The organism is Frigidibacter oleivorans (assembly GCF_003993775.1).
Lineage (GTDB): Bacteria > Pseudomonadota > Alphaproteobacteria > Rhodobacterales > Rhodobacteraceae > Frigidibacter > Frigidibacter oleivorans.
This window is the reverse complement of the sequence record NZ_RJRZ01000004.1, coordinates 127,438-145,664: the sequence shown is the minus strand read 5'-3', so window position 1 is coordinate 145,664 and position 18,227 is coordinate 127,438. Positions and strand designations below refer to the sequence as shown.

General features: G+C 71.4%; 19 protein-coding genes. 4 read left to right on the top strand and 15 right to left on the bottom strand.

The features are described 5' to 3' along the window. Positions 1-57: 57 nt before the first annotated feature. The 14 genes from EEY80_RS07685 to EEY80_RS07620 all read right to left on the bottom strand — a co-directional run bounded on the left by EEY80_RS07685 (position 58) and on the right by EEY80_RS07620 (position 14,219). Positions 58-1,275: a LysM peptidoglycan-binding domain-containing M23 family metallopeptidase gene (locus tag EEY80_RS07685; RefSeq protein WP_126976005.1), complete on the bottom strand. Its 1,218-nt coding sequence runs from the start codon at positions 1,273-1,275 to the stop codon at positions 58-60. 148 nt (positions 1,276-1,423) lie between these two features. Beyond that, entirely contained in the window at positions 1,424-2,071 is a 648-nt protein-coding gene (locus EEY80_RS07680) for a protein-L-isoaspartate(D-aspartate) O-methyltransferase (protein ID WP_126976004.1), read from the bottom strand. Further along, on the bottom strand, positions 2,068-2,880 hold the full coding sequence (gene surE / locus EEY80_RS07675) for a 5'/3'-nucleotidase SurE (RefSeq protein ID WP_126976003.1): 813 nt from the start codon (positions 2,878-2,880) through the stop codon (positions 2,068-2,070). The genes EEY80_RS07680 and surE overlap by 4 nt, the downstream gene beginning before the upstream one ends. A gap of 108 nt (positions 2,881-2,988) precedes the next feature. Next, positions 2,989-3,663, bottom strand: a complete 675-nt coding sequence (locus tag EEY80_RS07670) for an SDR family NAD(P)-dependent oxidoreductase (RefSeq protein WP_126976002.1) — start codon at positions 3,661-3,663, stop codon at positions 2,989-2,991. Between the two features lie 97 nt (positions 3,664-3,760). Further along, complete coding sequence (purF, locus tag EEY80_RS07665; protein WP_126976001.1) at positions 3,761-5,224, bottom strand: amidophosphoribosyltransferase; 1,464 nt, start codon at positions 5,222-5,224, stop codon at positions 3,761-3,763. 159 nt (positions 5,225-5,383) lie between these two features. Further along, positions 5,384-6,016, bottom strand: coding sequence for a CvpA family protein (locus tag EEY80_RS07660; protein ID WP_126976000.1), 633 nt, complete (start codon positions 6,014-6,016; stop codon positions 5,384-5,386). A 62-nt stretch (positions 6,017-6,078) separates the two neighbouring features. Then, a complete protein-coding gene (gene radA / locus EEY80_RS07655) occupies positions 6,079-7,440 on the bottom strand; it encodes a DNA repair protein RadA (RefSeq protein ID WP_126975999.1) in 1,362 nt (453 codons plus the stop codon). Between the two features lie 173 nt (positions 7,441-7,613). After that, positions 7,614-8,081 carry a paraquat-inducible protein A gene (locus tag EEY80_RS07650; RefSeq protein ID WP_126975998.1) on the bottom strand — a complete coding sequence of 156 codons (468 nt, stop codon included), beginning with the start codon at positions 8,079-8,081 and terminating at the stop codon, positions 7,614-7,616. Further along, positions 8,081-8,842: an ABC transporter ATP-binding protein gene (locus tag EEY80_RS07645; protein ID WP_126975997.1), complete on the bottom strand. Its 762-nt coding sequence runs from the start codon at positions 8,840-8,842 to the stop codon at positions 8,081-8,083. The genes EEY80_RS07650 and EEY80_RS07645 overlap by 1 nt, the downstream gene beginning before the upstream one ends. Continuing rightward, positions 8,839-9,621 carry an MlaE family ABC transporter permease gene (locus EEY80_RS07640; RefSeq protein WP_126975996.1) on the bottom strand — a complete coding sequence of 261 codons (783 nt, stop codon included), beginning with the start codon at positions 9,619-9,621 and terminating at the stop codon, positions 8,839-8,841. Before EEY80_RS07640 ends, EEY80_RS07645 begins: the two co-directional genes overlap by 4 nt. After that, positions 9,618-10,667, bottom strand: a complete 1,050-nt coding sequence (gene alr, locus EEY80_RS07635; protein ID WP_126975995.1) for an alanine racemase — start codon at positions 10,665-10,667, stop codon at positions 9,618-9,620. The genes EEY80_RS07640 and alr overlap by 4 nt, the downstream gene beginning before the upstream one ends. Positions 10,668-10,757: 90 nt before the next feature. Further along, entirely contained in the window at positions 10,758-11,321 is a 564-nt protein-coding gene (locus EEY80_RS07630; RefSeq protein WP_126975994.1) for a VPLPA-CTERM sorting domain-containing protein, read from the bottom strand. A 187-nt stretch (positions 11,322-11,508) separates the two neighbouring features. Further along, complete coding sequence (locus EEY80_RS07625; RefSeq protein ID WP_126975993.1) at positions 11,509-13,065, bottom strand: replicative DNA helicase; 1,557 nt, start codon at positions 13,063-13,065, stop codon at positions 11,509-11,511. A 476-nt stretch (positions 13,066-13,541) separates the two neighbouring features. After that, complete coding sequence (locus EEY80_RS07620) at positions 13,542-14,219, bottom strand: orotate phosphoribosyltransferase (RefSeq protein ID WP_126975992.1); 678 nt, start codon at positions 14,217-14,219, stop codon at positions 13,542-13,544. A 171-nt stretch (positions 14,220-14,390) separates the two neighbouring features. Between EEY80_RS07620 and EEY80_RS07615 the strand changes: the two genes are divergently transcribed. Continuing rightward, positions 14,391-15,143: a hypothetical protein gene (locus EEY80_RS07615; RefSeq protein WP_126975991.1), complete on the top strand. Its 753-nt coding sequence runs from the start codon at positions 14,391-14,393 to the stop codon at positions 15,141-15,143. Here EEY80_RS07615 and pyrC read toward each other — a convergent pair whose 3' ends face one another. Continuing rightward, the gene (gene pyrC, locus EEY80_RS07610; RefSeq protein WP_126975990.1) at positions 15,144-16,220 is read right to left on the bottom strand and encodes a dihydroorotase; all 1,077 of its coding nucleotides are present in this window, start codon (positions 16,218-16,220) and stop codon (positions 15,144-15,146) included. Positions 16,221-16,439: 219 nt separating this feature from the next. Here pyrC and EEY80_RS07605 point away from each other — a divergent pair, with 219 nt between their 5' ends. The 3 genes from EEY80_RS07605 to EEY80_RS07595 are packed head-to-tail and all read left to right on the top strand — an operon-like array spanning position 16,440 to position 18,227. Then, positions 16,440-17,297, top strand: a complete 858-nt coding sequence (locus tag EEY80_RS07605) for an urease accessory protein UreD (protein WP_126976140.1) — start codon at positions 16,440-16,442, stop codon at positions 17,295-17,297. Between the two features lie 10 nt (positions 17,298-17,307). Then, complete coding sequence (locus tag EEY80_RS07600; RefSeq protein ID WP_126975989.1) at positions 17,308-17,610, top strand: urease subunit gamma; 303 nt, start codon at positions 17,308-17,310, stop codon at positions 17,608-17,610. A gap of 32 nt (positions 17,611-17,642) precedes the next feature. Beyond that, positions 17,643-18,227, top strand: coding sequence for a HupE/UreJ family protein (locus EEY80_RS07595; RefSeq protein ID WP_126975988.1), 585 nt, complete (start codon positions 17,643-17,645; stop codon positions 18,225-18,227).

Here is an 18,227-nt window from a genome sequence, read left to right as displayed (position 1 = left end):
GCGCGAAGCCCCCCGCTGCTGTCTTGGGGTGCGGGGGCGCGAAGCCCCCCGCTGCCGTCACTGCAGATAGCGCATCGGATCGACGGAATCGTAGCCGTTCCGCACCTCGAAATGCAGGAAGGCCGGGCTGCCCGCCCGCACCGCTGCGATGGTCTGGCCGCGGCTGACGCTGGCGCCCTTCTGCACGGTGATGCCGTCGATATTGGCATAGACCGTCAGCAGGTTGTTGGCGTGGCGGATCACCAGGATCGGCACCTGGTCGGTATCCTTGGTGATGGCGGCGACGGTGCCCGCCTCGGCGGCCTTCACCGCCGCGCCGGCGCTGGCCGAGATGTCGATCCCGTCGTTCTTGCCCTTGGCATAGGGTCGGATGATCGACCCCGACACCGGCATCGCGAACTGCGCCGCCGTCGTGGTCTGCGCGCCCATGTTCGCGGCGGGCGGCTTCGGCGTGGCCGCGGCGGCGGCCGTCGTCGTCTCGGCGGGCAGCGGCTGCGAGGCGGAGGGCGGCGCCGGTGTCGGTGAGCCGGTCCCGGGCTGGGTGGTGATCGCGGTGGCGCTGACGGGCTGGGCGGCGCCGGCCATCGCCACCGGGATCAGCAGATACTGCCCCTCGCGCACCGCGAGGTCGCCCGACAGGCCGTTCCAGTCGGCCAGCGACTTGACCGAGACATTGTACATCCGGGCGATGGTATAGGCGGTCTCGCCCCGCACGACGCGGTGGCGCACCGGTTCCGGCCCGCCCTGCACCGGGGCGGCGGTGCCGCCGGCCGCCGGGCTGCCGCCCTGTGCGCGGTCGATGGCGCCCGAGGCGATGGTGGTGATGTCGATCGCCCCGCCCGCGCCCGTGGGGGCGGCGGCGACGCGGCCGGGCAGGGCCAGCACCTCGCCCTGTCCCAGCGTCGCGCCCACCGGCACCGCGTTGTAGCGGGCCAGCTCATCGGCGGAAATGCCGACGCGGGCGGCGATGCTGCCGACGGTGTCGCCGCGCTGCGCCACCACCACCTGATAGTTCGGGTAGGAGATCACGCCCCGCGCATCCGGCTGCGGCCGGGGGGCCGTCGCCGTCTGCGCCGCGCCGGAGGTGTCGAGCCCGCCCGCCGCGATCCGGCCGCGCAGGTCGGGGTCGAAGCCGCTGGTGGTGCAGGCGGCCAGCGCCAGCGCCGACAGCCCGGCCAGAAGCGGCCCGGCCCGGCGGCAGGGCAGCGGGGCGCGCGCGGCCCCGGCGAGGCTGCGGGACGATATGCGGCGGGGCAGGGCGGTTCGATGCGGCATCGCTCTCCTCAGACGTCCTGGCGCGCCAGAGGTTGGCGGCGGGCGCACCGCCCTTGGCTTGCCTCATCCGCGCGGCCCGGTCAACCGGCCCCCGGGCGGCAGGGCGGGGGTTCGGCCCGCCCCACACGCGGACGTGAGGCCCGCGCGGTCAGTCCTGCCCCAACCCCTCGACCAGCGGCACGAAGCGGACGGGGCGCAATTCCTGGTAGTCATAGCCCGACGGCCCGCGCGTCACCTTGATCAGGCTCTGCACCGCGTCGGACTGGCCCACGGGCAGCACCATGATCCCGCCCTCGCGCAGCTGCGCCAGCAGCGGGCCGGGCGGATCCTCGGCGGCGGCGGTGACGATGATCCGGTCGAAGGGCGCCTGTTCCGGCAGGCCGAAGCTGCCGTCGCCGGTGATCGCGGTGATGTTCGACAGGTCGAGGTCGCGGAACAGCGCCTCGGCCTCGCGCACCAGACGGCGGTGACGGTCGACCGTGTAGACCCGCCGCGCCAGATGGCTGAGGACCGCGGCCTGATAGCCGGACCCGGTGCCCACCTCCAGCACCTTGTCGCGGGGCTGCACGTTCAGCGCCAGTGTCATCAGCCCGACGATCGAGGGCTGGCTGATCGTCTGGCCGCAGGCGATGGGCAGGGGCATGTCCTCATAGGCGCGGTCGGCGAACAGGCCCCGGACGAAGCGGCCGCGATCGACCTGTTCCATCGCCGACAGCACCCGCGCGTCGGTGACCCCCTTCGACCGCAGGGTGAAGAGGAAGCGCATCTTGCGCTCGGCCGCCTCGGCGCCGGTCATCGCGGCGCGGGCTCCGCCCCCGACCCGAGCGCGCGGCCAAGGCCTTGCAGCGCGTCATGCGCGGTCAGGTCGGCGCGCATCGGCGTGACCGAGATCCAGCCGTCGAGGTTCAGCGCCACGTCGCTGTCCGGGGCCGTTTCGGCCCGCTGGTCGCCGCCCCGGATCCACAGGAACCGCTTGCCCGAGGGCGAGACATGCGGCTCCACCCCGAAGCTGGTGTCGCGGCGGAAGCCCTGCGCCGCGGCCTTGATGCCCTTGACCTCGGCGGCGGGCAGGGGCGGAAAGTTGACGCTGTAGAAGATGCGGTAATCCTCGTCCTGCGGGCCGAAGCCGTGTTCCAGCAGGCGCCGCACCACATCCACGCCATGGGTGCGCGCCGCCTCGAACGGGTCGTCCAGCGCCGCGATCTCGGGCCCCATGAACTGCGACAGGGCAATGGCAGGCAGGCCCTGCAGCGCCGCCTCCATCGCGCCGCCCAGCGTGCCGGAATAGACGGCATTCTCGCCCGAATTGTTGCCCCGGTTCACCCCGGACAGCACCAGATCGGGCTTTTCGCCCTGCAGCACGTCGTAGAGCCCGGCCAGCACGCAATCGGCGGGCGACCCCTCGGCGGCGAAGCGGCGCTTGTCCAGCCGCGCGATCAGCATCGGATGGGTATAGCTGATGCAATGCGCGACGCCGGATTGCTCGAAGGCGGGGGCCACGGTCCAGACCTCGCCGCCCGGTCCCGCCACCTCGGTCGCGATGGCGTGCAGCACCTCCAGCCCGCGGGCGTTGATGCCGTCGTCATTGGTGATGAGAATCCGCATGTCTGCCCCCGGAATTGCGCGCCCGATCGTCCTGGGGCGAATGCCGCCCCCGCCTGTTTAGGCGAGGGTTCGCCGAGCGTAAAGACTGGCGGGCCCCGGGCCGGGCGATCAGATCAGCGCGACCAGCCGCGCCGCCTCGTCCCGGATGTCGGCCAGCGGCGCGCGATCCTCGCCGGGGAAGAAGCGCGCGCGCGTCGCCGTGGCCATGGGCCGCGCCTCGGGCAGCAGCACCCGGGGGCCGATCCGTTCGCCCTCGGCCTGCCAGCTGCGCAGCAGCGCCATCTGTGCGGCCTTGGTGGCGCCATAGGCTCCGAAGAACCGCTCGCCGCCGCGCGGATCGTCGGGGATCAGCGCGGTGCCGCCGCCCACCCGCAGCAGCGGGTCGATCAGCGAGACCAGCACCGCCGTCGCGCGCAGGTTGGTGGCGATCGACCGGTCGAGGTCTTTCAGGTCCACATGCCCGGCCGGCGACAGGGGCGCGGCATGGACCGCGCAATGCGCCCAGACCTGCAGGCTGCCCCAGCGGGCGGCGATCGAGGTGGCCAGATGGGTCATCGCCTCGGGATCGGTCACATCCATGGGCGCGAGCGTCGCCGCGCCCCCCGCCGCCTGGATCCGGTCGTCGAGTTCCTCGAGCCCGCCGGTCGTGCGCGCCACCGCCAGGACGTGATAGCCGCGGCCTGCCAGCGCCTCGGCCAGCGCGGCGCCAAGCCCGCGCGAGGCGCCGGTCACGAGCGCGAGTCTGGTCTGCGGGCTGGCGGGGGGGGCGGCATTGTCGGTCATGGCGCGGCTTTGGCATTCCGCGCGGGCGCTGGCAAGGGCTCGCGCGCCGGGCCGGGGCGGACAGCGTGACGCAGCCCCCGGACGCCGCTGCGGCGCGTCAGACGGCTTCCTTCATGCGGAAGCCCTTTTCCAGCTGGTCGGCCGGCGCCACCGGATATTCGCCCGAGAAGCAGGCATCGCAATATTGCGGGTTCTCGGGATCGCGCCCCGCCGCCTCGCCCGCCGCGCGATAGAGCCCGTCGAGCGAGATGAACTTCAGGCTGTCGACGCCGATCCACTGCCGCATCTCCTCCTCGGTCATCCGGGCGGCCAGCAGCTTGTCGCGGTCGGGCGTGTCGACGCCGTAGAAGCAGGGCCAGGAGGTGGGCGGGCTCGCGATGCGGAAATGCACCTCGGCCGCGCCGGCGTCGATGATCATGTCCTTGATCTTGCGGCTGGTCGTGCCGCGCACCACCGAGTCGTCGACAAGGATCACCCGCTTGCCCCGGATCAGCGCCCGGTTGACGTTCAGCTTCAGCCGGACGCCCATGTTGCGGATCTGTTCGGTCGGTTCGATGAAGGTCCGGCCCATGTACTGGTTGCGGATGATCCCCATCGCATAGGGAATGCCCGACTGCTGCGAATAGCCGATGGCGGCGGGGGTGCCGCTGTCGGGAACCGGGCAGACGAGGTCGGCCTCGACCGGCGCCTCCTTGGCCAGCTCCACCCCGATCTGGCGCCGCGTCTCATAGACCGAGCGGCCGCCGAGGATGGAATCGGGACGGCTGAAATAGACATGCTCGAAGATGCAGAACCGGCCGCGCGACGGCGCGCCGAAGGGGCGCGAGCTGTCGATCTGGCCATGCTCGATCACCACCATCTCGCCCGGCTCGATCTCGCGGATGAACTCGGCCCCGATGATGTCGAGCGCGCAGGTCTCCGACGACAGCGCATAGCCCTCGCCGACCTTGCCCAGCACCAGCGGGCGCACGCCCAGCGGATCGCGCACGCCGATCAGCTTGGTCCGGGTCATGGCGATGACCGAGAAGGCGCCCTCGACCCGGCGCAGCGCGTCCTTCATCCGTTCGGGCACGGTGCGCTGGATCGACCGCGCCATCAGGTGGATGATGCATTCGCTGTCCGACGACGACTGGAAGATCGAGCCGCGCTCGATCAGTTCCCGGCGCAGCTGCGCCGCGTTGGTCAGGTTGCCGTTATGGGCGATGGCTGCGCCGCCCATCGAGAATTCGCCGAAGAAGGGCTGCACGTCGCGGATCGCGGTCGCGCCCTTCGACCCGGCGGTGGAATAGCGCACATGGCCGATGGCAAGGCTGCCGGGCAGCGTGTCCATCACGTCACGCGAGGTGAAGTTGTCGCGGACATAGCCGAAACGGCGGGCGGAGTTGAAGCCGGTGGCGGGATCGTAGGCGACGATGCCGCCCGCCTCCTGCCCGCGATGCTGCAGCGCATGCATGCCGAGGGCCACGAAGCTCGCCGCGTCGGCCACGCCGATCACGCCGAAGACCCCGCATTCCTCCTTCAGCTTGTCGTCATCGAACGGGTGGCTGAGGAATGGCCGCATGTCGCGTGACCTCCGAATCCGTCGCTGCAATGGGCTGGCAGCCGTCAGCGCCCATTTAGGGGCTGCCGGGCCGGGTGTCACGATCCTGTCACGCCGGATCGCGTGTTTCTGATCCGCCGCGTCGCAGAATCCATCCCCAATGCCGGCTTTGCCCGTTTCTCAGCCGTTGGTGGCCGGCGCGGCGGGGGCGGCGTCCGAGGGCGCGGCCGGGGCGGTCTGCGCCGGGACCGGGGTCGCGGGGGTGCCGCAGGCGCCGACCAGCTGTTCGTATTTGCCGACGATCCAGCCCGGCGCGTTTTCCGGCATCCGCTCGTTCAGATTGCCCTGCAGCGAGGCGAAGACTTGGGCGGACCGCGAGTTGTCCACCATCGGCACCGCCTCGTCCACCACCACGCGGTCGTAGACGACGAAGGCCACCGCCACCAGCAGGATGCCGCGCGCCACGCCGAAGAGGAAGCCCAAGCCCTGGTCGAGCCCGCCGATGGCGGACCGCTGCACCGCCGAGGCGAAGAGCGGCGTGAAGATCGACACCAGCACCAGGCTCAGCGCGAAGACGGCGGCGAAGGCCGCGATGATCGACAGTTCGCAGCTTTCGCCGAGGAAGTCGTTCAGGACCGGGATCTGCCGGATCAGCGGTTCGGCCTGCGGCGCGAACAGGAAGGCCAGAACCGCGGCCGCGACCCAGCCGGCGATGGCGAGGATCTCGCGCACCAGGCCCCGGCTGTAGGCGAGTATGGCCGACAGAAGGATGACGCCCGCCACAACGGCGTCGACTATGGTGAAGCCTTCCATTCCCCTCGCTCCTTCGGCGGGGCGAATTCGGTCGCTTCCCCGCAGTTCTGTCCGGCCCGGGTTCAGCCCGCGCCGAAGATTTCGCCGACAAACGCCGCGAGATCGGCCATCTTCCGCAGCCGGATCCCTTCGCCACCGTCGGACTTTGTCCCCTCCGGCGCGATCGCCTGTGAGAAACCAAGTTTCGACGCTTCTTTCAACCGGTTTTCCGCCTGCCCCACGGGACGCAGCGCGCCCGACAGGCTGATCTCGCCGAAAACCGCCATGTCCGCGGGCAGGGCCGCATCCTCGCGCGCCGACAGCAGCGCCGCCGCCACCGCAAGGTCCGCGGCCGGTTCCGTGACCCGCATTCCGCCCGCGACGTTGAGGAACACGTCGAGCCCGGCGAAGGGGATGCCGCAGCGCGCCTCGAGCACCGCGAGGATGGTCGAGACGCGGCCGCTGTCCAGCCCCACCACCGTCCGGCGCGGCGAGGCGAGGGTGGAGGGGGCGACCAGCGCCTGAATTTCGGTCAGCACCGGGCGGGTGCCCTCGATCCCGGCGAAGACCGCCGATCCGGGCTGCGGCTGGCCGCGTTCCGACAGGAACAGCGCCGAGGGGTTCGGCACCTGCGACAGCCCGCCCCCCGTCATCTCGAACACGCCGATCTCGTCGGCGGGGCCGAAGCGGTTCTTCACCGCGCGCAGGATGCGGAACTGATGGCCGCGCTCGCCCTCGAAATAGAGCACGGTATCCACCATGTGCTCGACCACGCGGGGGCCGGCGATCTGGCCCTCCTTGGTGACATGGCCCACGAGGATCACCGCCACGCCCCGCCGCTTGGCGAAGGTCACCAGCTCATGCGCGGCCGCGCGGACCTGGCTGACCGAACCGGGCGCGGCCTCGACCGTGTCGGCCCACATGGTCTGGATGGAATCGATCACCGCCAGCGCCGGGCGTTCGGCATCGAGCGTCGTCAGGATGTCGCGCAGGTTGGTCTCGGCCCCGAGCGCCACCGGCGCGTCATGCAGCCCCAGCCGCTGCGCCCGCATCCGGACCTGCGCCGCCGCCTCCTCGCCCGAGACGTAAAGGACCTTCATCCCCGACCGGGCGAAGGCGGCGGTGGCCTGCAACAGCAGCGTCGACTTGCCGATACCCGGATCGCCGCCAACCAGCACCGCCGAGGCCGGGACCAGCCCGCCCCCCAGCACCCGGTCGAATTCGGCGATGCCAGACCGCGCCCGGGGCGGGGGCGCCTCTTCGGTGGCCAGATCGGTCAGCGGGATGCTGCGGCCCTTTGCCGACAGCGCCTTGGCGCCGCCTTGCGACAGCGGCGCCTCCTCGACGATGGTGTTCCAGCCGCCGCAGGCATCGCAGCGCCCCGCCCATTTCTTGTGGACGGCGCCGCAGGCGGTGCAGGTGAAGCTGGCGGCGGTTCTGGCCATGGGCGCTTCATGCCCGCAAGGCGCACGGGGCGCAAGCGGCGGCGGGGAAGGGGCGCTGCCCCTCTGGCCCCTGACGGGGGCCGTTCACCCCTGGACCGGCAGGACGCGCGCCCTGTGCTTCTTGTCGGCACAAATATCCCGGGGGTGCGGGGGCTGGCCCCCGCCGCGACGGTTCAGCCGGGCCGGCGGGCGGCCAGATGCGACAGGGCGAGCGAACCCAGCACGCAGGCGGTGAACAGCCACAGCCCCCAGGCCACCTCGATCCGGCCGACGCCCACGCCGCGCGCCAGCACGATGTAGAGCGCGATCAGGAAGATGTCGGCCATGGCGAGCCGGCCCAACGCCTTCAGCGCCGGCAACAGCGCGGGCGGCGCCCGCCCCGCCAGCACCAGCGCCAGCCCCGCGACCTTGGCATAGGGCGCGACAAGGGCGAAGAAGGCCACCAGCAGCGCCAGCGCCGGGCTGTCGCGCCAGAGCGAGGCGAGGCCGGACAGCACCGAGATTTCCGACAGGCCGAAGACCGGCAGCAGCCCCGCCCGCATCAGCGGCGCGGCCCAGGCGAGGGGGAACAGCAGCAGCAGCGACAGGTTGGCCGCCGCGATCCAGCCGCCCGGCAGCCCTAGAGGCGGGCGGGGGCGCATCAGCGCACCGCCGCGATCGGCCCCTCGGCGCGGCCATGGATGAACTGCTGCACGTAAGGGTCCGGCGTCGCGTCCATATCCGCCACCGGGCCGGTCCAGCGGATCTGGCCGCCATGCAGCATCGCCACCCGGTCGGCGATGGCGCGGACCGAGGTCATGTCGTGGGTGATGGTCATCGCGGTCGCGCCCATCTCGGTCACGATCTCGCGGATCAGCTCGTTGATGACGCCCGCCATGATCGGGTCGAGCCCGGTCGTCGGCTCGTCGAAGAAGATGATCTCGGGGTTTGCGGCGATGGCGCGGGCGAGGCCCGCGCGCTTCTGCATCCCGCCCGACAGTTCGGCGGGATAAAGGTCGGCCACCTCGGGGCGCAGGCCCACCCGCCGCAGCCGGTCGATGGCGCGGTCGCGCGCCTCGGCCTTGGACAGCTTGCCGGGGCCGTGCAGCAGGCGGAAGGCGACGTTTTCCCAGACCTTGAGCGAGTCGAAGAGCGCCGCGCCCTGAAACAGCATGCCGAAGCGGGCGAGGAAGGCCTCGCGCGCGGCGCGGCCCATGCGCGCGCCCGCGACCTCCTGCCCGTCGATCTCGATCCGCCCGGCATCGGGGGTGACGAGGCCCAGGATCGACTTCAGCAGCACCGACTTGCCGGTGCCCGACCCGCCGATGATCACCATGCTTTCGCCGCGCGCCACCTCCAGCGTCACGCCCGCCAGCACGCGGTTGGCGCCGAAGCTCTTGTGCAGGTCGGTCAGGCGGATCATGCGGAAAAGAACGCCTCGGTCAGCAGGTAGTTGGCGGCGAGGATCAGCACCGAGGCCGCGACGACGGCGGATTTCGTGGCCCGGCCCACGCCCTGCGCGCCGCGGCCCGAATTCATCCCGTGATAGCAGCCCATCAGCGCCACGAGGAAGCCGAAGACCGCGCCCTTCACCAGGCCCGAGCCCACGTCCCAGAACTGCAAGAAGTCGACGGTATTCTTGATATAGGTGGCGCCGTTGAAATCCAGCCGGTTCACGCCCACCAGATAGCCGCCGAAGATGCCGATGCTGTCGCCCACCGCCACCAGCACCGGCATCGACAGGGTCGCGGCCAGCACGCGCGGCACGGTCAGGTATTTCATCGGATCGGTGGACAGGGTCACCAGCGCATCGACCTGTTCGGTCACCTTCATCGTGCCGATCTCGGCGGCGATGGAGCTGGCGACGCGGGCCGCGACCATCAGCCCGCCCAGCACCGGCCCCAGTTCCCGCGCCATGCCGATGGCAACGATCGAGGGCACCACCGATTCCGCCGAAAACCGCGCGCCGCCGGCATAGATCTGCAGCGCGAGCGCCCCCCCGGTGAACAGCGCGGTCATGCCGACGACCGGCAGCGACAGCCAGCCGATCTGCAGCAGCGCATGCAGGAATTCGCGCGCGTAGAAGGGCGGGCGGACCAGCGCCGCCAGCGTGGCCCCGGTGAAGCGCGACACCCGCCCGGTTTCGGCGAGGATCGACAGGACCAGATGCCCGAGCCAGGCGAGGGGGGCGGTCACGCTCATGCCCCGCCGCCGTGATAGCGCCGGTCGTGGCGCGCGCCGAGGCTTGTCAGGATTTCATAGCCGATGGTGCCCGCCACGGCGGCGAGATCGTCGGCGGACTGATGCGGCCCGAGGATGTCGAGATGTTCGGGCACCTCGGCCAGATGGGTCACGTCCACGGTGATCAGGTCCATCGACACCCGCCCGACCAGCGGGCAGGGGATATCGCCCGCCCACAGCGTCGCCTGCCCCGACAGGCTGCGCGGCAGCCCGTCGGCATAGCCCGCGGCCAGCGTGGCGATGCGGGCGGGGGCGGCGGCGCGGAAGGTGGCGGAATAGCCCACCGTCTCGTCCGTTGCGACCTCGCGGACCTGCACCATCGGCAGGGACAGGGTCACGGGCTTTTGCCCCGCATCGAAGGGGGCGCAGCCATGCAGACCGATGCCGGGGCGGGTCAGGTCGAAATGGAACTCGGGGCCGAGCAGGATGCCGCCCGTCGCCGCCAGCGACCGCGCCACGCCGGTGCCGTCGGTCATCGCGCGGAAGGCCTGCAGCTGCTGGCGGTTCATCGGATGATCGGGTTCGTCGGCGCAGGCCAGATGCGACATCAGCAGCCGCGGCCGCGCCTGCAGCGCCAGCGCGCCCACCGCCTGCCATTCGCCCGGCTCCATCCCCAGACGGTTCATGCCGCTGTCGAGCTGGATGCCGAAGGCATGGCCGGGCAGGGTTTCCAGATGCCGGGTCAGCTGTTCGACCGAATTCAGCATCGGCACCAGCCCGGCATCACGGATCTGCCCGCCATCGCCCGCCATATGGCCCGAGAACACCGAAATCTCCGGCCCCTCGCCCAGAAGGCGGCGCAAGGCCGCGCCCTCGGCGCAGGTGGCGACGAAGAACTGCCGCGCTCCGGCCCCGGCCAGCGCCCGGGCGACGCGCCCGGCGCCCAGCCCATAGCCATCGGCCTTGACCACCGCGCCGGTGCGGGTGCCCGCCCCGCTGAGCGCGTCGAGCCGGCGCCAGTTGGCGCAGACCGCGTCGAGGTCGATATGCAGGATGGGGCTTGCCATGCGCGTCTTCTCGGGTCGGGTGCGGGCGAGGTCAAGCAGAAACGCCGCCCGCGGGGGCGGGCGGCGTTCCGGGTCGTTCAGGTCAGCCGATCAGGCGGCGCGGCCGCGACGGCGCAGCAGCGCCAGACCGCCGAGCGCGCCGACCAGCAGCAGCCCGCCTGCCGGCAGCGGCACCGGCGCCACGGTCACGCTGCCGCTGACGGTGGCCAGCGCCGCGCCGTAATCGCCGTCGGTGGACAAGAGGTAGAAGCCGAAGCTGTCGCCCGCCGCCACGTCGAAGTCGTAGGTTCCCAGCTGGGTGACGTTTCCGTCATCATCGCTGAGCTGAAAATAGTCGTCGCCGACGAAATAGCCGAACGTGTCGTAGGACGGGCCGTCCACGTCGGCCGTCAGATAGGTCCAATTGCCGCTGACCGCGAAGTCGCCCGTCGCCGTGGCGGTCATGGTCGTATAGACGTCACTGCTGCCATCGTTGTTGCCGACGATGGCAAAGCTGAAATCGACAACCGGGCTGGCACCGCTGTCGACATAGCCGCCGGTGCCCCCACCGTTGGAGAATTCGAAGTCGATCGTCGCCGCGCCTGCAGCCGAGCCACCGGCAGCGAAAGCGACGGCAAGCGCCGCCGCCTTGGCAAGTCCAAGTATGGAAGTCATTGCATCACCTGTAGATTATTCGTCCGTCACCAGCCGTGGCCACCATGCAGGCTCGGGGGGGCAGTATCAATAGCATACTGCTGCATGGCGGCAAAACCGTGTCAGAAGGGCATATAGCGTCCAACAATCGCCCGTTGAGAGGCGCATTGACGACGCATGGGCGGCAATCGGCGCCGCGCAGCGGCGCTCAGAAGCCGTCGCCGTCCTGCTGCCAGGGGCGCACGAGGTTGCCGAAACGGGTGAAGCGTCCCTCGAAGCTCAGTTCCACCGTGCCGATCGGGCCGTGGCGCTGCTTGCCGATGATCACCTCGGCCTTGCCATGCACGCGCTCCATCGTTTCCTGCCACTTCGCCATCGCCTCGAGGTTGTCCTCGCCCGGCTTCTCGCGCTCGCGGTAATATTCGTCGCGATAGACGAACATCACCACGTCGGCATCCTGCTCGATCGAGCCCGACTCGCGCAGGTCGCTCAGTTGCGGGCGCTTGTCCTCGCGGCTTTCGACCTGACGCGACAGCTGCGACAGGGCGACCACGGGGATGGACAGTTCCTTGGCCAGCGCCTTGAGGCCCATCGAGATTTCCGCGATCTCCTGCACGCGGTTGTCGCCCTTGCCGGTGCCGCGCAGCAGCTGAAGGTAGTCGACGAAGACGACGTCGAGCCCATGCGTCCGCTTCAGCCGCCGGCAGCGCGCCGCGACCTGGCTGATGGGCAGGGCGGGGGTGTCGTCGATGTAGAGCGGGCAGTTTTCCAGCGTCTTCGCGGCCTCGACGAAGCGGCGGAATTCCTGTTCGGTCATGTCGCCGCGGCGGATCTGTTCCGACGGCACCTCGGAGGCTTCGGACAGCACCCGCGCGGCCAGCTGTTCCGACGACATTTCCAGACTGAAGAAGCCCACGACCCCGCCTTCGACTGCGCCCTCGCTGCCATCGGGGCGGCGGCCGCGGCGATAGGCCTTGGCGATGTTGAAGGCGATGTTGGTGGCGAGCGAGGTCTTCCCCATCGAGGGGCGCCCGGCGAGGATCAGCAGGTCCGACGGATGCAGGCCGCCCAGCTTCTTGTCGAGGTCCACGAGCCCGGTCGAGACGCCCGACAGCCCGCCCTCGCGTTCATAGGCGGCATTGGCGGATTTCACCGCCAGTGTCACCGCGCGCAGGAAGGACACGAAGCCGCGTTCCGTCACCCCCTGTTCCGACAGCTTGTACAGCCGCTGTTCGGCCTCGACGATCTGGTCTTTCGGCTCGCTGTCGACCTCGATCCGCGTCGCCCGTTCCGAGATGTCGCGGCCAAGCGCGATCAGCTCGCGCCGCACGGCATAGTCATAGATCATCTGCGCATAGTCGCGCGCGGCGAGGGCCGAGATCGCGGCCCCGGCCAGCCGGGCCAGATAGGCAGGCCCGCCCAGTTCCTTCAGCCCGGCATCGTCTTCCAGAAAGCCCTTCAGCGTCACCGGCGAGGCGAGCGCGTTCTTCTGGATCCGCGCCGCGGCGATGTCGAAGATGCGCCGGTGCACGGGTTCGAAGAAATGCTCGGCCCGCACCAGATTGGCGATGCGGTCGTAGACATCGTTGTTGGTCAGGATCGCGCCCAGCAACTGCTGTTCGGCCTCGATGCTGTGCGGCAGCAGGTCGGTGCCGGCCGCGTCGCCGCCCTCCGCCGCCGGATCGCGCCTTGTCTCGATCCGGCCGGCCCCGTCCCGTGCGGACTCGTCTCGTGCCGCGTCGCGGATCGCCCTGATCTCGGTCATGCCTGCCTTGCCCTCTTGCCTTCGGACGGGCATCCGGGGGTGGCGCACCGGGGGCGGCGGGACGGGGGACCGGACCCTGCCGGCCCGCACCCGCCTTCGCACACCCCCGGGGTCTTGCCCGTATCCCCGCGGACCCGGTCATATGCCGGATCCGTCCCGCCTTCCTCTTGTCTGTCCCCGCGCCGTCATTCCCGCCTGCGGCCCGTCCGCTGTTCCTGACGCCGAACCGGCCGCAGGGAAAGAGGGTATGGTTCCGGGGGAAACCCGGCCCCGAGGCTGTGGATATCCTGTGGATTCCCGCGCTGTCGCGGACAGCCTACCACATCTTGTGGTGCGGCGCATCGCGCCCGCCGCCGCGCGGATTCGCCGGTCCGGGCTTTCCCACAGCGTCGCCGAAGTCATCCACAGCCTTGCCCACAGCCGGGGCGCGCCGTCGGCGGAATAGGTCCGCCGCGCGCAAGGCTCCGCCGATCGGCTCAGCCCTGCCGCGCCGCCTGCCAGTCGCGCGGGGCGGTGAGGAAGGCCTCGACCTCGGCCAGCGTCGCCGCATCGAAGGCGCCCTGCGCCCGCGCCTCGGCCAGCACGTCCCACCAGGTGCAGAGGTGGTGCAGCTTCACCCCATGCGCGCCAAGCCGCGCCTCGGTGTCGGGGAAGATGCCGTAGTAGAAGATCACCGCGGTATGGCCGCAGGTGGCGCCGGTCTCGCGGATCGCGTCGACGAAGCTCAGCTTCGAGCCGCCATCGGTGGTCAGATCCTCGACCAGCAGCACGCGCTGGCCCTCGGTCATCGCGCCCTCGATCCGGGCATTGCGGCCATAGCCCTTGGGCTTCTTGCGGACATAGGTCATCGGCAGGGCCAGCCGTTCGGCCACCATCGCCGCAAAGGGGATGCCCGCCGTCTCGCCGCCGGCGATATTGTCGAAGGCCTCGAAGCCCGCCTCGCGCAGCACCGTGACCGCGAGGAAATCCATCAGCGTGGCGCGGATGCGCGGATAGCTGATCAGCTTGCGGCAGTCGATATAGGTGGGCGAGGGCAGGCCCGAGGCGAGCGTGAAGGGCTCGGCAGCGTTGAAATGCACGGCCCGGATCTCCAGCAGCATCCGGGCGGTCAGCCGGGCGATCTCGTCCTTCGGGGGATGGCTGGTGGGGATCATCGGGGCTCCTTGCGAATGGGGGCGTCGCGGCGGCGAGGCTGGTGCGGGATCGCGCCCGATTAGACCAGATGGACCCCGGAAGGAAAGGGTGCCGCTGCGCGGGACATTGAGGCTGGTCGGATGCCGCGCGGCAGCATACCCTGCCGCAGGGGAAGCCGCGAGAGATTGCCGATGCGCCGACTGATCGGAATTCTGGGCCTGATGGTGCTGGCGCTGGCCGGGCCGGGCGCGGCGCAGCCGGTGCAGGACCTGCCGCCCTACGATCCCGGTGGCATCCCCTGGGCGCCGCGGCTGGTGACGCTGCCCGCCTGCGGCTTTGCCATGGGGATCGATCCGGTCTGGCAGCAGACCGAGGGCAGGCCGGGCCGGACCGCGGATTTCGACCTGCGCTTCGGCGAGCAGGCCTCGGCCCGCTGGGACAGGCATCCGCTGAACCCCGCCACCGTGCAGCCCATCGCCTCGCTGACGGTGAACTGCAGCAGCGAGGTGCAGCCGAAGAAGGACGTCTCCGTCTATCTGGACCGGTTCGGGGCCGGGCTGGTGAAAGGTCTCGCCGGCCGCTTCCGCCTGTCGGGCCAGCCCGTCATCGACACCGTGACGCTGGCCGACGGGCCGTGGCGGCGGATCGTGCTGCGCGGCCGCGACCGGCAGGACCAGCCCTATACCTGGGTGTTCCTGCTGGCCGATCGCGGCGGCCGGTCGCGCTGGATCATGGTGCAGGTCAGCGAGGATGACGGGAAGGGCACGCTCCTGCCCGCGGAGACGCTGTTCCAGATCGGCCTGCCGGGGCGGGGCGAGACCCGGACCCGGCTGCTGGCCCCGGCGCGGCGGATGAACGGCAAGGACGGCTTTTACCTGCGTCAGGCCCGGCAGGCGCGCGACAACGTGGCCTTCGCCATGCGGATCGCGGCGACGATCCGCTGATCAGCCTGCCACCGCCCAATGCACAGGGAAGCCCGGGTCGAAGACCGTTACCCATTCGTCGCCCGCGGCGATCTTTGCCGGGAAGGTCACGGGCGCGGCGCGCCGTTCCAGCACGATCCGGTCCTCGTTCGCGGGCAGGCGGTAGAAGGCGGGGCCGTTCAGGCTGGCGAAGGCCTCCAGCCGGTCGAGCGCGCCCTCCTCCTCGAACACGTGGGCGAGCAGGCTCAGGGTGTTGGTGGCGGTGAAGCAGCCGGCGCAGCCGCAGGGATGCTCCTTCAGCCGGTCCGGATGCGGGGCGGAATCGGTGCCGAGGAAGAACCGCCCCTCGCCCGAGGTGGCGGCGGCGCGCAGGGCCAGCCGGTGCTCCTCGCGCTTGGCGACGGGCAGGCAGTAGTAATGCGGCCGGATGCCGCCCACCAGCAGGTGGTTGCGGTTCAGGATCAGGTGATGGGTGGTGATGGTCGCGGCCAGATCGGGGCCGCCCGCACGGGCATAGGCGACGCCCTGGGTCGTGGTGACATGTTCCATCACCACCCGCAGCCCCGGCGTCGCGCGGCGCAGCGGGTCCAGCACCGTGTCGATGAACACCGCCTCGCGGTCGAAGATGTCCACCTCGGGCGTCGTCACCTCGCCATGCACGCACAGAGGCAGGGCGATCTCGGCCATCGTCTCCAGCACGGCGCGGACCTTGTCGAGGTCGCGCACCCCGCCATGGCTGTTGGTGGTGGCCCCGGCGGGATAGAGCTTCACCGCCTTGACGAGCCCGCTGGCCGCCGCCGCCCGGACATCGGCGGGATCGGTCGTCTCGGTCAGGTAGAGCGTCATCAGCGGCTCGAACGCCATGCCCTCGGGCAGGGCCGCGAGGATGCGGTCGCGATAGGCCGCGGCCTCGGCCCCCGTGGCCACCGGCGGCACGAGGTTCGGCATGATGATCGCCCGGGCGAAATGGCGCGCGGTTTCGGGCAGCACCGCGGCCAGCATCGCGCCATCGCGCAGATGCAGGTGCCAGTCGTCGGGGCGGCGCAGGGTGAGGCTGGCGGTGAGGTTCGCGGCGGGGCTGGGGGCAAGGCTGGTCATGGGTCTTGGCCTACATCAGCGCCGGGCCCGTTTCCACCGGTTTGCGCGTTGCCGTTCTGCCTGTTCTTTGGGCGGGTCTGCCGCGGTTCCGCGCAGTCGCGCGTCGGTTCAGGGGCGGCGATGGCCGTGGCGCCCGCGCCCTCCGGCGGCGGGATGGTGCGGCGGGGCCGGCTCGCCTAGCCTCGGCCCATGTTCGACACGTCGAAGCCCCTGCCGCCGATGGACCAGCCCGGAGCCGCGCCCGCCCCGGCCCCGCCCATGCAGCGCGCGCGGGGCGAGGCGCTGGTGGCGCTCGACCAGCGCCGGGGCGGCACGGCGCTGGCGCGGCTGGCGCAGGCGGGGGCGGCGAAGGCCTTCCTGCCCCGCATCCACGGCCCGGTGCCGGAAGTCGTGTTCCTCAACACCGCCGGCGGGCTGACGGGCGGCGACCGGCTGAGCTATGCGCTCGATCTGGGCGCGGGGACGGCGGCGACGGCGACGACGCAAACCGCCGAAAGGGCCTATGCCGCCGGGGCGGGCCGGGCGGCGCTGGAGGTGCGGCTGCGGCTGGGGCCGGGGGCGCGGGCCGACTGGCTGCCGCAGGAGACCATCCTCTATGACGCGGCGGCGCTGTCGCGGCGCACGCGGGCGGACCTGGCCCCCGGCGCGCGGCTGGTGCTGGCCGAGATGCTGGTGCTGGGCCGCGCCGCGATGGGCGAGGCGGTGGCCCGGCTGGCCCTGTCCGACCGGCGCGAGGTCTGGCGCGGGTCGGAGCCGGTGCTGATCGACCCCTTCGCGCTGACCTCGGCCTGCCTGTCGCCGCCGGGTGCGGCGCGGGTGTCGCGGCTGGCACTGCTGGGGGGCGCGCGGGCGGTGGCGACGCTTGCGCTGGTGGCCGACGGCGCCGAGGATGCCGCCGGGCCGCTGCGCGCGGCGCTGGCCGGGATCGAGGCGGCCGAGGCCGCGGTGTCGGGCTGGGACGGGCGCTGCCTCGTCCGGATCCGCGCCGCGGGCGGGCTGCCCTTGCGGCGGGCGGTGGCGCGGGCGCTTCACATCCTGCGGGGCGGTGCGGCGCTGCCCCGTGTCTGGCAGATCTGAGAGGACTTGAATGAACCTGACCCCGCGCGAGAAGGACAAGCTGCTGGTCAGCCTGGCCGCGATGGTGGCGCGCAACCGGCTGGCGCGGGGGGTGAAGCTGAACCACCCCGAGGCGATCGCGCTGATCACCGATTTCGTGGTGGAAGGCGCGCGCGACGGGCGCAGCGTCGCCGACCTGATGGAGGCGGGCGCGCAGGTCGTGACCGTCGGCCAGTGCATGGAGGGCATCGCCGAGATGATCCCCGAGGTGCAGGTCGAGGCGACCTTTCCCGACGGCACGAAGCTGGTGACCGTGCACCACCCGATCCGCTGACCGAAGACCGATACAGAAGAACGAGGGACAAGATGAGACGACAGCTTGCCATGCTGACCGCCGCGGCGCCGGTTCTGGCCGCGATCCCCGGGGCGGCGCTGGCCCATACGGGGCACGAGGCCGGCCGGTTCATGACCGGGGCGCTGCATCCGCTGGGCGGGCTGGATCACGTGCTGGCGATGGTCGCCGTGGGCCTGTGGGCCGCACAGGCGGGCGGGCGGTCGCTGTGGGCGATGCCGGCGGCCTTCGTCGGCGCGATGCTGGCGGGCGGGGCGCTCGGGCTGGCGGGGATGCCGCTTCCGGCGGTGGAGCCGATGATCCTCGCCTCGATCGTCATCCTCGGCGCGCTGGTGGCGCTGGCGGTGCGGCTGCCGATGCCGGGGGCGCTGGCGCTACTGGCGCTGTTCGGGCTGGCGCACGGGCACGCGCACGGGGCCGAGGGACCGGCCTCGGGGCTGGTCGCCTATGCGGCGGGGTTCGCGCTGGCGACGCTGGCGCTGCATCTGGCCGGGATCGGGCTGGGCGTCGTGCTGGCGCGGGCGGCATCGTCGCGGGCGGTGCGCGGGCTCGGCTCGGCCGCGGCGGCGGCGGGCCTGTGGCTGGGCTTCGGGGGCTGA

What these genes read in the sequence shown, in the direction of transcription:
- EEY80_RS07685 (WP_126976005.1), bottom strand. Translation starts at nt 1,275, where the DNA reads ATGCCGCATCGAACCGCCCTGCCCCGCCGCATATCGTCCCGCAGCCTC.
- EEY80_RS07680 (WP_126976004.1), bottom strand. Translation starts at nt 2,071, where the DNA reads ATGACCGGCGCCGAGGCGGCCGAGCGCAAGATGCGCTTCCTCTTCACC.
- surE (WP_126976003.1), bottom strand. Translation starts at nt 2,880, where the DNA reads ATGCGGATTCTCATCACCAATGACGACGGCATCAACGCCCGCGGGCTG.
- EEY80_RS07670 (WP_126976002.1), bottom strand. Translation starts at nt 3,663, where the DNA reads ATGACCGACAATGCCGCCCCCCCCGCCAGCCCGCAGACCAGACTCGCG.
- purF (WP_126976001.1), bottom strand. Translation starts at nt 5,224, where the DNA reads ATGCGGCCATTCCTCAGCCACCCGTTCGATGACGACAAGCTGAAGGAG.
- EEY80_RS07660 (WP_126976000.1), bottom strand. Translation starts at nt 6,016, where the DNA reads ATGGAAGGCTTCACCATAGTCGACGCCGTTGTGGCGGGCGTCATCCTT.
- radA (WP_126975999.1), bottom strand. Translation starts at nt 7,440, where the DNA reads ATGGCCAGAACCGCCGCCAGCTTCACCTGCACCGCCTGCGGCGCCGTC.
- EEY80_RS07650 (WP_126975998.1), bottom strand. Translation starts at nt 8,081, where the DNA reads ATGCGCCCCCGCCCGCCTCTAGGGCTGCCGGGCGGCTGGATCGCGGCG.
- EEY80_RS07645 (WP_126975997.1), bottom strand. Translation starts at nt 8,842, where the DNA reads ATGATCCGCCTGACCGACCTGCACAAGAGCTTCGGCGCCAACCGCGTG.
- EEY80_RS07640 (WP_126975996.1), bottom strand. Translation starts at nt 9,621, where the DNA reads ATGAGCGTGACCGCCCCCCTCGCCTGGCTCGGGCATCTGGTCCTGTCG.
- alr (WP_126975995.1), bottom strand. Translation starts at nt 10,667, where the DNA reads ATGGCAAGCCCCATCCTGCATATCGACCTCGACGCGGTCTGCGCCAAC.
- EEY80_RS07630 (WP_126975994.1), bottom strand. Translation starts at nt 11,321, where the DNA reads ATGACTTCCATACTTGGACTTGCCAAGGCGGCGGCGCTTGCCGTCGCT.
- EEY80_RS07625 (WP_126975993.1), bottom strand. Translation starts at nt 13,065, where the DNA reads ATGACCGAGATCAGGGCGATCCGCGACGCGGCACGAGACGAGTCCGCA.
- EEY80_RS07620 (WP_126975992.1), bottom strand. Translation starts at nt 14,219, where the DNA reads ATGATCCCCACCAGCCATCCCCCGAAGGACGAGATCGCCCGGCTGACC.
- EEY80_RS07615 (WP_126975991.1), top strand. Translation starts at nt 14,391, where the DNA reads ATGCGCCGACTGATCGGAATTCTGGGCCTGATGGTGCTGGCGCTGGCC.
- pyrC (WP_126975990.1), bottom strand. Translation starts at nt 16,220, where the DNA reads ATGACCAGCCTTGCCCCCAGCCCCGCCGCGAACCTCACCGCCAGCCTC.
- EEY80_RS07605 (WP_126976140.1), top strand. Translation starts at nt 16,440, where the DNA reads ATGGACCAGCCCGGAGCCGCGCCCGCCCCGGCCCCGCCCATGCAGCGC.
- EEY80_RS07600 (WP_126975989.1), top strand. Translation starts at nt 17,308, where the DNA reads ATGAACCTGACCCCGCGCGAGAAGGACAAGCTGCTGGTCAGCCTGGCC.
- EEY80_RS07595 (WP_126975988.1), top strand. Translation starts at nt 17,643, where the DNA reads ATGAGACGACAGCTTGCCATGCTGACCGCCGCGGCGCCGGTTCTGGCC.